Origin of the sequence: Butyrivibrio sp. ob235, assembly GCF_900109475.1 — a bacterium.
Classification (GTDB): domain Bacteria; phylum Bacillota; class Clostridia; order Lachnospirales; family Lachnospiraceae; genus Butyrivibrio.
This window is the reverse complement of record NZ_FOBE01000009.1, coordinates 54,716-69,451: the sequence shown is the minus strand read 5'-3', so window position 1 is coordinate 69,451 and position 14,736 is coordinate 54,716. Positions and strand designations below refer to the sequence as shown.

Here is a 14,736-nt window from a genome sequence, read left to right as displayed (position 1 = left end):
CTAATTGCTATTCCGTATAGAATAATTGGCTTTCTTATGAGGGATATGAATGAAGAGTGTTAATAAGCAAAAATCGCGCATTTCTACAAGAGTGGTACTGGCGATATGCATGGCCGGAGCCTTACTAACAGTGTCTTCATATTCATTAACCATTGCTGCTAAAGGCACAAACTTATTAGAAGCAGCTAAAGGCACAAATATGCTGGTTGCATCCGCAAAAGGAGACACCCAGTCTTCCTCCGACAGCAATTCAGAAGCGTCAAAGACATCTTTGCCAAACTTCTCCTCAGACTACGCAGCAATCGGCTACGATACAGAGGATGGACTTGAATCCGCTGAGATCAACGCTGTTGCCCAGACAAGTGACGGCTATATCTGGGCCGGTACCTATTCCGGTATGTACAGATATGACGGCTACAGATTTGAGAAAATCCAGCTTGATGAGCGCATCAACAATGTAATGCAGATGTTTGTCGACAGTAAGAATCATCTCTGGATTGGTACGAACGATAGCGGAATTGCCTGTTATGAGCCGGAAAGCGGCAATATCAGCTTCTATACAGCTGCTGAAGGTCTTCCTTCCAATGCAATCCGTGCCATCTGCGAAGACAAGTCGGGAAACATCTATGTCGGCACCACCAGTCAGCTCTGCATTATTTCACCTGACGGAAAAATAAAAGAGTTCCTTGGCGACCAGATATACAGCGTGCGCACTCTTAGTGTTTCAGGCGATATCATCGTCGGTGTCACCAACGGCGGCGAGCTGTTTTTCATCAAAAACGGAAAGCTTCTCGCTATGAGATCCATGGAGAATGAAAATAACGTTTACTATGCTGCTGCAGCTATGAACGATAAGGGCATAGTTCTCGTGGGAACAAGCTCAGACTACGCCCTGAAGTTCCTTCTCAGTGAAAATGGTTCCCTCAAAACCTTGAAGCAAATCCACACAAACGGAATTTCTTACTTTAACAAGCTTCTTTATTCCCCGGAAAATGACGGGTATTTCTTCTGCTGCGAAAATGGTCTCGGATTTATCGGCAACAACGATAAGATTACCGATATGTCTGCTGATGGTTTCAGCAGCTCAGTCAGTGATGTTTTCATAGATTATCAGGACAATATGTGGTTCGCCTCCAACAAGCAGGGCGTAGAGCGCTATTCCCTTAATCCCTTTGTGAATATCTTCGCACGGGCGAAGGTTGATGAAAGCGTTGTTAACAGCCTTCTTATCAAGAATAACTTCCTCTATGTCGGCATGGATAATGGCCTTATCGCAATTGACCTTGACACCGATGAGCAGATTTCCTACATGAACGAGAGGAAATTTGAAGGAGTCAGGGTTCGTCACCTGATGCTTGATAGTGCGGGCAATATCTGGGCCAGCACCTATGGTCAGGATGGTCTCATGGTGCTTGGAAAAGACGGAAGCTTCAAAGCATATAACGAGAACACCGAAAACACTGTCGGCAGCCGCTTCCGCTCCACCCTTGAACTTGCAAACGGACAGATTCTTGCAGCCAGCAGTACAGGCCTTAACTACATTGATAATGGAAAAGTTGTGAAAACCATCTCCGAAGACGATGGACTCGGAACTCAGATTCTCTCCATGGTTCAGGCTGATGATGGAAAAATCATCGCGGGCTCTGACGGAAATGGCGTATATATTATAGAAGATGGAAAGATTATTGATACCATAGACGAAGATGACGGCCTTGGTTCCCTTGTCGTCCTGAAGGTCGTTCCCTGCAAGGGCGGATACATCCTCGTAACAAGTAATTCGCTCTACTACTATACAGGAAGTGCTGTCACCAAGCTGAACGCTTTTCCTTACAGCAACAACTATGACGTATATATCTCAAAATCCGGTGAGGCATGGGTAACCTCCAGTGCCGGTATTTTCGTAGTAGATGAGGATGCGCTTCTGAAAAACGAAAACTACAGTTATACACTGCTCAACAGAAGTCGCGGTTTCTACACAACGCTTACAGCCAATGCCAAAAATGCGGTCAAAGGTGATGACCTCTACCTTTGCTGTACCGATGGCGTAAGAAAAATATCCCTGACTGACTACAATTCCTTTGATAATGATTACGAAATCCGCGTATCAAGAGTTCTCGCGGACGATGAAATTATACATGAAGAAAACGGAACCTACAGAATCCCGGCTATCCAGGGACGTATTGAATTTGATGTGGCTGTCCTCAACTTCACACTTTCCAACCCTCTTCTGAAGATCTTCTTGGAGGGTGCCAAGGATGAAGGTATTACCTGTCTGCAGAATGAGATGAGCAGTCTTGTTTACACCAACCTGCCTTACGGAAATTATAAGCTCCACGTGCAGGTTCTGGATTCAGGTGACAGAAGCATCATAAGAGATGAAGTATATGATGTAGTAAAAGATTCCCAGCTCTACGAAAGAACTTATTTTAAGGTAATCCTTTTCATTCTGGGAGTTCTGCTTGTTGCGTTTATCGGATGGGTTATCCGCAGAATTATACAGGCTATCAAAAATGCCAGAACCTGGAAGCTTGAAGCCACAACCGATCCCATGACCGGACTCCTCAACAAAGCAGCTTCCAAGCGAGAGCTCACCGAACTGTGTAAAACCAAGCAGGGAATTCTCATGATGATCGACCTTGACAGCTTTAAGCTGGTAAATGATCTTTACGGTCATGATATGGGTGATAAGATTCTGATCAGGTTTGCAGACATCATTCGCTCCTGCATCCGAGAAACCGATATTGCAGGCAGAATGGGCGGTGATGAATTCATTGCTTATATCATGGGAACCAACGACGAGAGTGTAGTAGCTTCTAAAGCTGAGCACATCAACGAAGAGATAGTAAAATCGGCCAAGGAATTCATGGGCGAAGATATGACTATTCCTCTCGGAGCTTCTATCGGTGCGGTTTGTGCTCCCGATGAAGGTACCGATTTCGAGGAGCTCTTCGGGCTTGCAGACAAGGCTCTATACAATGTAAAACAAAACGGCAAACATGGCTATGCTATGTATCGCAAGTCCAATCCCAAGCTCACCACCGAGGAAGACAGCATCGCCAAGGGCATCGCCGGAACCAGGAAAATTCTGGGCGAAAGAAACGAAGGCAAGGGTGCTTTCAAGGTTGATTTCAACAAGCTCCAGGCAATCTATCGCACCTTCGACCGCCTGTCCCGCCGTACGGACGCTAAGGTAACGATTGTGCAGTTCACGTTAAATGCTGAAGAAGGAAAAGAATTGTCCGATGAGATAATGGATCAGTTTTTCAGTATTCTGTCAGGGACACTTCGTTCTAACGACGTAGTTGCTCCCACAGGTAAAAACCAGGCAGTCGCCCTTTTAACAAACATCGAGGGTGAAGACCAGCTCGTTCCGATTGATCGTGTAGTCAAGACCTGGGACGACGCACCGGGCCACGAAGGCTTCTCCGTCAGTTACGAATTAGAGGCGATGTAAAAAACATCGCCTACTATTTTACTTTAAGTCTGTATGTATGCAGATTTGAAGTACCTCCTCTGTTGGATGTCCAGTAGATATAATTGCCGCAAGTCTTGGGCGTCTCGCAGGGGTTGAGGTAGGCAGCTGCCGAAAAGAGCTTAGCCTTCTTTGCCACTTTTCCATCATTATTTATGACCATGTAATATACGCCTTTGTAACTTCCGCCAACATATTTTTCAAACAGGATCACAAAGCGTCCCTTGGCATCAGCTGTTACCTGCGGGTTACTTACGGTAAATGATCCGTTCGTAAGCCACTTAATGCCATAATCAGTTACGTCCTGTGTCCCGGCTATACCTGATTTTCCGGACCTTGTGGTCTTCATCGTAAAAGCACTTTCTGACTTAAGGCTCTGGGTAGGATCAAATATCTGTATGAAAAGACATTCTTTCTGCTTTGCCGCCTTCTTATCCAGGTTTTTCACCGAAGTTCCGACGAGTGCGACATGATTGTTATCAGCTACGGCAACGCCTCCCATATGGGCATAATTGTTGTTGACAACATACATGTTATAGGCGGAATTCTTTTTTATCCAGAAATGGAATATATCGTAATTTCTCACACTGGAATATCCCGATGTAGTATATTCACGGGCTGCTTTATCTGCGTCCTTATAAGCGGGAGCATATGCATCATAATTTGACCAGGCACTTTCTTCTGCCGCTTTTTCATCAGGAGGAAGCACTGTCTCAGAGGGTGTTGTGAATCCAACCGAAAATGATCTGTTGTAGGCATCTCCCTCGCTTGCAAGGATAAAGCCATCCTGATACGGAATCGCCCTTTGCGCAAAAGAATGGGAATTATAGTACCTGTCAAGCTGCACCAGCTGCATGGTATTTCTGTTGATTATCAGCGCGGTGTTACTCTGATGTCCGTTATACATTCCTCTTCCGTAATTGACCGCAAGATAATTTCCGTTTATCGCCACATCACAGTTCCCTGCTTCAAACGGGATCTTCGTATTGGAATCTGTATCTCTGGTAGAACTACTATAGCCATACCTTTCAGAGTATTTCTGAAAACAGCCGCTGCCATTATCACCGACAGCTGCAAGGAACTGCCCGTTTTTAGAATACTTTGTGATGAAAACCGTATTCTTTGTCTGATCGGATGAGTTATTCTTCCTACCGCTGACAACGTAGAGATTCCCTTCCTGATCGCAGGAAACAGCACCGAAAATCGGATACTGCATCTTAATTTTTTTCTTCGATTTTACTTTTCCGTTTTTATTCCTTACTACAGTTACGGTCTTCCCTTTGCAATATGCGAAGCAGTAATCCCCGTTTTCATCCGTAAATTCTGATACGTTGGATACCCCTTCCCAGTTGATGTAGCTACCGATCGCATACACCTTATGGTTTATGTTTGTGTTGAACTCTTTTGCATTTTTTGCCGCATATACCCCGGAAGGTGACGACAGCATAAGACATCCGGCCATTACCGCTGCTACTATTCTGGTGATTTTCTTCATAAGCTTATTCCCCCTCGACTATTTTTTCAGATTACATGATTTTATTTTAGCAGTTATTCTTCTCATAAGCATATTTTATCAGATGAACTGACACATCTTCCCACCTAATTCCCCAACACCCCCTTCAGAAAAAGGCCTTGGGAGCGCTGCTCTCAAGACCTTCTTCATAATTCCTTTAGTTTGTTTATCCCCTCATCCGGCGCTACGCGCCACCTGTCTACGCTCCGCTTCGGTCCGCGCTGGACCGACGTCCACCGGACGTCGAGCGCCCCCCAGGGGGAAGGCTTTAGCTTTATTTAGACAAGTGTCCACTTCACGCCTTCGCGTGTGTCCTTAATCTCAACGCCCTTGGCGAGGAGTTCATCGCGGATAGCATCAGCTGTTGCGAAGTCCTTAGCCTTCTTGGCTGCTGCTCTGCGCTCGATCGCATCCTTGATGTAAGCTTCAAGCTCGGGATCGATGTCTGCAGAATCATCTGCAAGTGCATGTCCGATAAGATCAAGTGAGAGAACCATATCGAAGCTGTCGATGATAGCGAGCTTGGTTGCAGCATTGGTATCAGCCTTAAACACATCATAGAGAAGTGTTACTGCCATGGAAGTGTTGAGGTCGTTTGAAATCGCATCAGCGAACTTGTCCTCAAATTCCTTAAGCACAGCCTTATCAACATCAGCACTGTTTCTTACAGTATTAAGGAAGCTCTCCAAATTCTTATCTGCTGCCTTAAGAGCATCATCTGAAGCTATCAGCGCCTCAACCTTTTTAACCAGGTTGTTATAAGCTGTCACTGTGTTATCAAGAACATCAAATGAAAACTCAAGAGGCTTTCTGTAGTGTGACTGCAGGCAGAAGAATCTGTAAACAAGCGGATCGTAGCCCTTCTCCTGAAGTACGGAAACGGTGAGAACCGCACCCTTTGACTTACTCATTTTTCCCGCTCTGTCATTAAGGTGATTGGAGTGGAACCAGTATTTGCACCACTCATGTCCGAGATAGCTCTCAGACTGCGCAATCTCATTGGTGTGGTGAGGGAAAATGTTATCAACACCGCCGCAGTGGATGTCGATGTACTCACCAAGATGCTTCATGGAAATGCATGAGCACTCGATGTGCCAACCGGGATAACCAACGCCCCACGGGCTGTCCCACTTAAGTGCCTGATCCTCAAACTTAGACTTTGTGAACCAAAGCACGAAATCTGTCTTATTTTTCTTAGCGGTATCCTCTTCAACATCGTCGCGGACACCAACCTGAAGCTCCTCTTTTTCTATAGCAGATGAGAACACGTAGTAGTCCTCAAGCTTACTGGTATCAAAATATACATTACCACCTGCAACATAGGCATAGCCCTTCTCGAGAAGAGTCTCAACCATGTGTATGAACTCAGGAATGCAGTTTGTAGCGGGCTCGATCACGTCAGGTCTCTTATTGCCCACAGCATCAAAGTCCTTGAAGAAAGCCTTGGTATAAAAATCAGCGATCTCCATAACTGTCTTGTGCTCGCGCTTTGCACCTGCAAGCATCTTATCCTCACCTGTATCGGCATCTGATGAAAGGTGGCCGACGTCAGTGATATTCATAACTCTTTTCACATCGTAGCCGCAATATTCAAGCGCCTTGATGAGCGCATCCTGCATTATATATGTACGGATATTTCCGATATGTGCAAAATGATAAACGGTGGGGCCGCAGGTATACATTGAAACCTTGCCCTCTTCCCTCGGCACAAAATCATCGATTTTTCTTGAAAGCGTGTTGTAAAAACTAAAAGTGTGTGGCATTTTTCTTACTCCTCAAATTGCTCTTTTCACTACTCTTCCCATATATCTTGGAAAAAACTACTATCGATTTTAACACAATTAAGACGCTAATTAAACAATTATGAAAATGACTCCTTTATAAAATTTTAATATCATTTTTCCATCTGCAAAATCTTTATCATACCCACCAAATGATATAATTATGTAGTAATCATCAATCTGCTTGCAGAGAGTAAATTACTATGATTAAGAGATTGCTATCAGCTTTTCTTATAACTTCATTGGCAGCGTTGTCTCTTGCCGGATGTGTCCCGACCAAGGCCGTTTCAGGGGACACTGCTCTGGCAGAGGCAGAGCCTGAAATCATTGACACCCACTCGGATGACGGGCGCACGGTGGTTGGTATTTCCATGCCCGATAATCTCCTGGAGAGATGGAATCGCGACGGACTTTTCCTGAAAGATGAATTTAAGAAAGCCGGCTGCGATGTGGAGCTCAAATATGCAAACAATCTCATTGATACCCAGATAAATGACCTCAGGGAGATGATTGAGGACGGCGCAGATCTTCTTGTCATCGCGGCAGTTGACGGCGCAGCGCTGACTTCCATTCTGGACGAAGCCAAACAGGCGAACGTCAAAGTAATCGCCTATGACAGACTCCTCATGAACACTGATTCCGTTGATTATTATGTATCCTTTGACAATTATAAAGTCGGGGTACTTCAGGCAGATTTCCTTATAGACAAACTTGGTCTTGAAGAGGAAGGCACCGAGAAAAACATAGAATTTGTAACGGGTGATCCCGTTGATAACAATGCCCGCTTTTTCTATCAGGGAGCAATGGATAACCTGCAGCCCTATATTGATTCGGGGAAACTTAAGGTGCTGTCCACCCAGACCGGTTTTTATGAGACCTCCACCGCGCAGTGGTCCACGGATATTGCGCAACAGCGGCTTCAGATTATTCTCAATTCCTACTACCCTCCCGGAACAAGACTTGACGCGGTTCTTTGTGCCAACGACTCCACCGCCCTCGGCGCAGTTCGCGCTCTCGAATCCGACTACACCGGCACAAACACAGTCCTTGTGACAGGACAAGATGGCGACATCGCGAATATTTACAATATTTTCGAGGGAACCCAGAGTATGACCGTATACAAAGCGCTTCAACAGGAATCCATCGTGACCGTATCGCTTGGAACAGCTCTTTTATCCGGAGAAACTCCGAACTACGACCTTATAGATAATTCCTCGTGGAGTTTTGAATGTGCCTATAATACGAAGGATTATAACAACGGCATAAAGGTAGTCAATTCCTATCTCCTTCAGCCGTACACCATAACAATTGATAATATAGAAAAAGAGCTGTTCGACACCGGCTACTACGCCCGCAATGCATCAGGTCTTATCTATGCTGTCAAATAAAGTATAACCATTTCGCCCATTTTCCTTGGTCACGTACAGTGCGCTGTCGGCGCTCTCCATGACCTTGTTTGGATCTTCCACATCAAGAGGGTACATTGCGCATCCGATACTGACGGTGAGCTTCAATTCTCCCGCAGAAGTCTTGAACGGAGCCTTTGTACTCTTTATTATGCTCTCGCATATCTTCTTGGCTTTTTCATTGGAAGGTGATGTGAAAAGTCCGGAAAATTCATCTCCTCCAAGCCTTGCAAAATGCAGCTGATTTTTCGAGAGTTTTTTCAGTCTCTCACCCACTCCGGCAATAATCTCATCTCCGACCTTATGTCCGTAGGTGTCATTTATATCCTTAAAATGATCGACGTCAAGCATAATCAGACCATAGGGCATCTGCAGCCCAATCGTCTGGTTCATATCTTCTATAAGCTTCATTCTGTTTGGCATCTGGGTAAGGAAGTCCGTACGCATCAGCCTTTTTCTCTTGGCATTGGTTATATTCAGGATGAAAATAATAGCAATCATCAACAGAACAATAACTATAACAAGGTTACTGAGCATAGTATTTTCGCGGTAAAACTTCGCAAGATTTTTGTGTTCATTCAAAACCTGCGAACCATCGGGCAGCATTGAATACTTAATACCGAAATGATCCATGCTTCCCTGTTCAAAGTAAGGAGTAGTGACCGTGGAAGTCATAAGCGGCATATCGTCCGCATTTTCCCCGAGAATAATTCTCTTCGCAGCATCTCCCGCAATCCATCCGGCATCGTAGAATGAGTAGGAAATTCCTCCCAGAACTCCGTGTTCTATGTCAGAAGAAGCAAGCCTCATGATAGGCACATCCGGCGCATAGGTCGACATAAAGTCGGACGCATTCGCAAGAGAGTAGGAATTCCCGTCTCCGTCCCTTGCAAAATCAAGGAAAAGAATGATATCGTCATCGCCGAGAGACCCCAAAAGCTCTTTTAGTCCATTGGCGGTATAATACGAGGTATTGATCACCGTGCTTTTTATGTCGGGATTTTCATCCTTGAACTTCATGTACTCGACATAATCACCCTGCCCGGCTATTGTCGCATCCACAACGACATTAAGGTGATCCCTACCGGGGAACAACTTCTTCATAAGGGCATAGTTACCCTCAAAGTCAGGGATCTCCGTGATGCCCGTCGCATTTTTCATCGCAGCAGCGGTCATCGCTTCTGTCTTGTTGCTCACACCCATGAAAACAAGCGGGGTATCGGGAAACAGCTCGTTCCTGTTATTAATGACATATCGCAAAGCGGAATCATCCGAAGCCACAATCAGATCATAGGATCTAACCGAATAAATCTTATATTTCAAGTATTTATCGAAGTTCTGGATATCCATTCCGCCGTAATACTTGTCTGCATCCATAAACTCATAGCAGATATCCACATTTATCCCATCAATTCCCGCTTCGAAGCCCTTTAGCTGCTCGGGAACCGCAGCATTTGAAAAGCCATAGGACGAAATGAAAAGTACACGAAATTGGCGCTCTAAACTATCCTTCGCATTGACCTTTTGTGCGAAGGAAAAGAGCGCCATGAGAATACAATATGTAATTAGTAAGCATGATTTTATGCGTTTCATGCTTTAATTTTACCGCTATAAAATAGGGGCAACAATTTAGCAATCCTTAAATTTTTATAATCTATTTCGGAAGCGGTAAATTCTCACCTCATAAGGCCTGTACATACCATGGTGAACTGCATAGGTGCTGAGCTCTTTTCGCATCATGTCACCTATAGCCTCGGAATCCCCACCGGTTTCCTTAAGGCTCCTGAATTCTTCCTTCAGTTTCTCGCCCACACTCTCACTGCCCATGTACTGCTTTCTGTCCGGGTAATTACAGAGCATCAGCTGTCCCTTTTTACCTATGAATTTTTCAGGAATGCTGACCTTCACAGGTAGTCTTGAAAAAGAGCAGATTATCAGATAACTCACTGACCCGAGGCTTCGCTCATACATATAGATGTTGCCATCCTTCGGATAATATTCCTTATAATCGCCGTAGAGGAGCGCCTTGGAGCTCTTTCTGAGAGACAGGCATTTTCTGTAAAAATTGAGGATACTGAACTCGTCCTTCTCCTGCGCTTTCACGTTGATCTTTTTGTAATTCGGATTCACATAAAACCACGGTTTTGCCTTAGAAAAGCCTGCGTTCTTTGAGTCATCCCACTGTACGGGAGTTCTCGCGGAATCCCTGCTGGAGATGTGTATCCTTCGCATGCGCTTTTTCTCATCATCCTTGGTGTGGTAGGTGTGATAGTTGGTCTTGCTGGAGATGTCCACATACTGGTCGATCGAGTGAAGGCGTATGTTGGTCATTCCAATCTCCTGCCCCTGGTAGATGAAAGGTGTCCCCTGCAAAAACAGATAGCATGCGGCAAGCATCGTCCCGCTCTCCCTGTGATAGTGTTCACTTCCGTAGCGGCTGACAATTCTGGGATGATCATGATTTTCAAGATACAGGCTGTTCCACGCTTTTCCCGCAAGTGCTGTCTGCCACTTGGTGAAGGCCTTCTTCAGTTTTACAAGTGAAAACGGTCTGTGAATGTACTCCGTATAGACACAGTCCGCCATCATGTGATCAAAGGAGATCATCATGTCAAGGGACTTATTCTCTCCCGTCAGGTATTTAAGCGCAGAATTCACCGTAGTCATAGGTCCTTCGCCTATCTGGAAGCAGTCATACTCCTGGCACACCTTTCGGAATTCTCCGAGATATTCATGGATATGCGGTCCGTCCTTGTAGTAGGGCATTCCGTTTACGGCAGGCAGAAACGGCAATCCGTTCGGAAGTCCTTCCTTCTTGGAAATGAAATTGATGACATCCTCCCTGAAGCCGTCAACTCCCATATCAAGCCAGAAGCGCATGATGGACTTAACTTCTTCTCTTACCTTGGGGTTATCCATGTTGAGGTCGGGCTGTTTCTTTGCAAAGATATGGAGATAGTACTGGCCTCTTTCTTCGTCGTACTCCCACGCTTTTCCCTCAAATAAGCTGTCCCAGTTGTTGGGCTTATCCCGCCAGATGTAATAGTCGCTGTAGGGGTTGTCCTTCCCCTTCCTGCTCTCTTTGAACCAGGGATGCTCGTCTGAGGTGTGGTTTACTACAAGGTCCATGATTATCTTAAGCCCCAGTTTGTGGGCTTTATCCAGCACCTTCTTGAACTGCTCCAGCGTTCCGTAATCGGGATGAATGTCCTTATAATCCGAGATATCGTAGCCAAAGTCCGCATTCGGAGATGGATACAGCGGCGAAAACCAGATGCCGTCTACTCCGAGCGACTTTACATATTCGAGCTTATCGTAGACGCCATAGAGATCACCTATTCCGTCTCCGTTTCCGTCCGCAAAGCTCCTAACCCATATCTGGTAAAACGCCATCCGCTTGTACCAGTCTTTTTCTCTTGTATTTGTGTCTGACATAATGTACCTCGGTGAATTTTTAACAGGTTTTTCCACAGTAACACCTTTTCATTTATTAGTGCCATAATCCTATAAATATAGTATATTCCCTTGGAAGTGCCCATTCAATTGGAGCTGAATCAAATTGAGAATTGCTGTCTATTATTCGCCATTATTACTTCTGAACAATAAATGCAGCTTCAAAATCAGTTTTTGTTGTAATCCAAATACTTCTATACAATAAATACAGCGCTAAAATAAGATTTTGTTGTAACCCCAAAAAGGCAAAACAACAAATTTTCATATCGAGCCATTTTTGTTGTAATATGAGGGTCCTATGTACAACAATTTTGTGATATAAACTGAATTTGTTGTTTCCAAGCAAAAGCCATACAACAAATCTTCTGTCAGTTCATTATTTTGTTGCATCTTAGCTGATACCTATACAACAAATGACATGATAATAGAGTTATTTGTTGCAACAAGAAAAATCTCCAACAAATCTAAAATCTCCAATACAAATCTCCAATAAAATAGAGTATTTATCAGTTTTACCTGGATTCACCAACATCTGTCTCCTTACAAGTTTATGAAAAAATAATAATTCTCTGGTTTCACGAAGATTCTAACTTGCTATAATATACGTGTCACAACATTTCGTTATATTTTGTTTCTTATGTGTTTCTTATCGGAAGGGGGATTATATGAAGAATAAATCCGTAAAAAGACGCATCTTTAGTCGATTTTTGTCAATTGCTCTTGTCTTTGCGATGAGCGTATGTCTGCTGCTTCCCATCAATGCTAAGGCTGCAAAGAAAATCACTCTTACTCAAAATCTATTTTCCGATCAGTTAGAGGATATTGAGCCTACCGTGTCTACTATAACTAAGACTGGCAAGTACAGCATCATTACCACTAAAAATGAAGCCGGAAACTTTTGTGGTTTTCTCAAGTTCGTTGCTCCAAAGACCAAGACCTATACAATAACTGCAGGTCCTATTAAGGGCAAGAAGAAAGACTTCATTTTCGGGTCGGTTGAATTCTTTGTACCGGGAAATGCCACCAGTCTTGCCGGAACGACAGTGAAGCTAAAAAAGAGTACCAAGAACCATTTTATGATGATAGCAACCAAGAAATATTCCAACAGCGAAAAGAAGCGTGTCGGCACAATTAAGCTCAGAAAGGGAACTCAGCTTTATATGTATTTCCAGTTCCACCAAGGCAATAAGAGCAGCGCCTGCACTACAACACTCAAAATAAAGTAACAGCAAAACCTCTGAAGTGCCTACCTATTTGCATTTCAGAGGTTTTTCTTATTCTAATCATTCCCCAACTTAATTTGTTTTCCTTATTCTTCTCATATTCTAACTTAATTTATCGAAAAAGTGTACACAAACACTTGCAATGCTATATATGTCATTGCTAGAATATCAGATTAGAGGGGAACTATTATTTGGGATGAAAATTTAAAAAGGGGAAATCAAAAATGAAAAGTAGGTTGGGGAATCTATTATTTGCCATCACAGCTTTGCTGTGTTTTTTTGTGTTGTCAGGACATTCGTCCATTATTTCAAAAGCAGCTGACAATAAACAAACCAAGGTAACAGGAACACTGTTAAACGGATCGTATTTTTGTAGTGCTATAAAAAGCCTCGCTAATGGTGATCCAAAGATGGACTACGATAAGTATGATGAGAAAATCAAAAAGATTGTATTTCTACCAAAGGCTAAAGCAAAAGAGCCAAAGAAGCAGAAAAGCGTGTCCGTAGGTGAAGGTGTTGCTGCATACTATGACGGGAAGGGAACTATCTCAATATACAGCGCAGCCGATAAGATAATTTTTGGGGAAAGTACCGGCTATATGTTTTATGGCTTTAAAGAGCTTGAGGAGATTGATTTTGGAAAAGGCAGAGTGGATACTTCAAATGTCACATTCATGCAAGGCATGTTCAAATATGCCAGAAAATTGAAAAGCCTTGACCTGAAGGACTTTGATACCTCTCATGTATACTCTATGAAGCAGATGTTTGAGGATTGCTATAGTCTTGAGGAAATTAACCTTAGCAATATGAATACGAAGTATGTCGGTGACATGGAGTATATGTTTGGTTCTTGTTATAAACTAAAAGAACTTGACCTTAGCAGCTTTGACACCGGAAATGTTTGCTCTACCCGTGCGATGTTCCAGCATTGTGACAGTCTTGAGAAACTGAATATTTCAAGTTTTAATATGAAGAACGCTGCAGATATATCGTGGATGTTTAGCTGCTGTTATGCACTGGAATCACTGGATTTAAGTGTTTTCGATGCCTGTGATGCAACCGATATTGGTTATATGTTTCAGGCTTGTGAATCCTTAAAGAGCATCGATCTAAGGAATTTCTCGTCATCGCATGTACGTAAAGCAGAAAGTTTGTTCCGCTCATGCAAAAATCTTGAGTATCTCGATATAAGAAATCTTGATCTGTCGGCAGTCTATAATACAGATGAAATACTCTACAACTGCCTGAACCTTAAGACAGTCATGGCTCCTAAGGCAACGCGCGGATTTATGGATTTTCCCATGCTGATGGTTATTGATAATAATTCGGATGGACAGCCTGACACAGCTGAGACTTTTCATAAAAATCCCATCTCTGACAATGTGAACAGGATGATTCCGTTTGATGACGACAGTATGGTCTATTCACCACCGGCTGATGCGCCGGCAGTTGATACGCCAGCAGCAGAGACAAAGAACGCGGAGGCGATAATAACTGACAAGGGAATAGCCTACAAGCTGGGAAGTGACGGAAATGCTGCGGTCATTAAAATCGAAGCATCCGGAAAAGTCTCCATAAATACCGTTTCCTACGAGGGGAAAACATATACTGTAAAAGAAATCGAATCTTCTGCATGTAAAGGGAATAAGAAAATCAAATCACTTTCAATCGGAAACAATGTGACTTCAATTGGCAAGAATGCTTTCAAGGGCTGTAAGAAACTTAAGAAGGTCACTATAAATGCCAATAAATCATTAAAAATCGGAGCAGGTGCTTTTAAAAAGATATCAAGGGAAGCATCCATAAAAGTTAAAGGAATTAAAGGCAAGAGTAAACAAAAACTTATTAAGGCCATAAAGAAACAGACAAATGCAAAAGTAAAATGAGT

General features: G+C 43.6%; 8 protein-coding genes. 4 read left to right on the top strand and 4 right to left on the bottom strand.

What is annotated here, in order from left to right; all coding sequences use genetic code 11:
• Positions 1-49 precede the first annotated feature (49 nt).
• Positions 50-3,454 carry a ligand-binding sensor domain-containing protein gene (locus BMW61_RS08810; RefSeq protein ID WP_091821083.1) on the top strand — a complete coding sequence of 1,135 codons (3,405 nt, stop codon included), beginning with the start codon at positions 50-52 and terminating at the stop codon, positions 3,452-3,454.
• Positions 3,455-3,467: 13 nt separating this feature from the next.
• Here the strand turns inward: BMW61_RS08810 and BMW61_RS08805 are convergent, their stop codons facing one another.
• Positions 3,468-4,967, bottom strand: a complete 1,500-nt coding sequence (locus BMW61_RS08805; RefSeq protein WP_091821081.1) for a TolB-like translocation protein — start codon at positions 4,965-4,967, stop codon at positions 3,468-3,470.
• A 296-nt stretch (positions 4,968-5,263) separates the two neighbouring features.
• Positions 5,264-6,748 carry a cysteine--tRNA ligase gene (gene cysS, locus BMW61_RS08800; protein WP_091821079.1) on the bottom strand — a complete coding sequence of 495 codons (1,485 nt, stop codon included), beginning with the start codon at positions 6,746-6,748 and terminating at the stop codon, positions 5,264-5,266.
• Between the two features lie 221 nt (positions 6,749-6,969).
• On the opposite strand from cysS, the gene BMW61_RS08795 reads away from it, so the two are divergent.
• Positions 6,970-8,154 carry a substrate-binding domain-containing protein gene (locus BMW61_RS08795; RefSeq protein WP_091821077.1) on the top strand — a complete coding sequence of 395 codons (1,185 nt, stop codon included), beginning with the start codon at positions 6,970-6,972 and terminating at the stop codon, positions 8,152-8,154.
• Here BMW61_RS08795 and BMW61_RS08790 read toward each other — a convergent pair.
• Entirely contained in the window at positions 8,128-9,765 is a 1,638-nt protein-coding gene (locus tag BMW61_RS08790) for a diguanylate cyclase domain-containing protein (RefSeq protein WP_091821075.1), read from the bottom strand. The genes BMW61_RS08795 and BMW61_RS08790 overlap by 27 nt on opposite strands.
• Before the next feature lie 54 nt (positions 9,766-9,819).
• A complete protein-coding gene (locus BMW61_RS08785) occupies positions 9,820-11,607 on the bottom strand; it encodes an alpha-glucosidase (protein WP_091821073.1) in 1,788 nt (595 codons plus the stop codon).
• 683 nt (positions 11,608-12,290) lie between these two features.
• On the opposite strand from BMW61_RS08785, the gene BMW61_RS08780 reads away from it, so the two are divergent.
• Together BMW61_RS08780 and BMW61_RS08775 are read left to right on the top strand one after the other, a co-directional pair.
• Positions 12,291-12,851, top strand: coding sequence for a hypothetical protein (locus BMW61_RS08780; protein ID WP_091821071.1), 561 nt, complete (start codon positions 12,291-12,293; stop codon positions 12,849-12,851).
• 221 nt (positions 12,852-13,072) lie between these two features.
• Positions 13,073-14,734: a BspA family leucine-rich repeat surface protein gene (locus tag BMW61_RS08775; RefSeq protein ID WP_091821069.1), complete on the top strand. Its 1,662-nt coding sequence runs from the start codon at positions 13,073-13,075 to the stop codon at positions 14,732-14,734.
• The last annotated feature ends 2 nt before the right edge of the window (positions 14,735-14,736 follow it).

Coding starts and splice junctions, on each gene's coding strand:
- BMW61_RS08810 (WP_091821083.1), top strand. CDS start 50: ATGAAGAGTGTTAATAAGCAAAAATCGCGCATTTCTACAAGAGTGGTA.
- BMW61_RS08805 (WP_091821081.1), bottom strand. CDS start 4,967: ATGAAGAAAATCACCAGAATAGTAGCAGCGGTAATGGCCGGATGTCTT.
- cysS (WP_091821079.1), bottom strand. CDS start 6,748: ATGCCACACACTTTTAGTTTTTACAACACGCTTTCAAGAAAAATCGAT.
- BMW61_RS08795 (WP_091821077.1), top strand. CDS start 6,970: ATGATTAAGAGATTGCTATCAGCTTTTCTTATAACTTCATTGGCAGCG.
- BMW61_RS08790 (WP_091821075.1), bottom strand. CDS start 9,765: ATGAAACGCATAAAATCATGCTTACTAATTACATATTGTATTCTCATG.
- BMW61_RS08785 (WP_091821073.1), bottom strand. CDS start 11,607: ATGTCAGACACAAATACAAGAGAAAAAGACTGGTACAAGCGGATGGCG.
- BMW61_RS08780 (WP_091821071.1), top strand. CDS start 12,291: ATGAAGAATAAATCCGTAAAAAGACGCATCTTTAGTCGATTTTTGTCA.
- BMW61_RS08775 (WP_091821069.1), top strand. CDS start 13,073: ATGAAAAGTAGGTTGGGGAATCTATTATTTGCCATCACAGCTTTGCTG.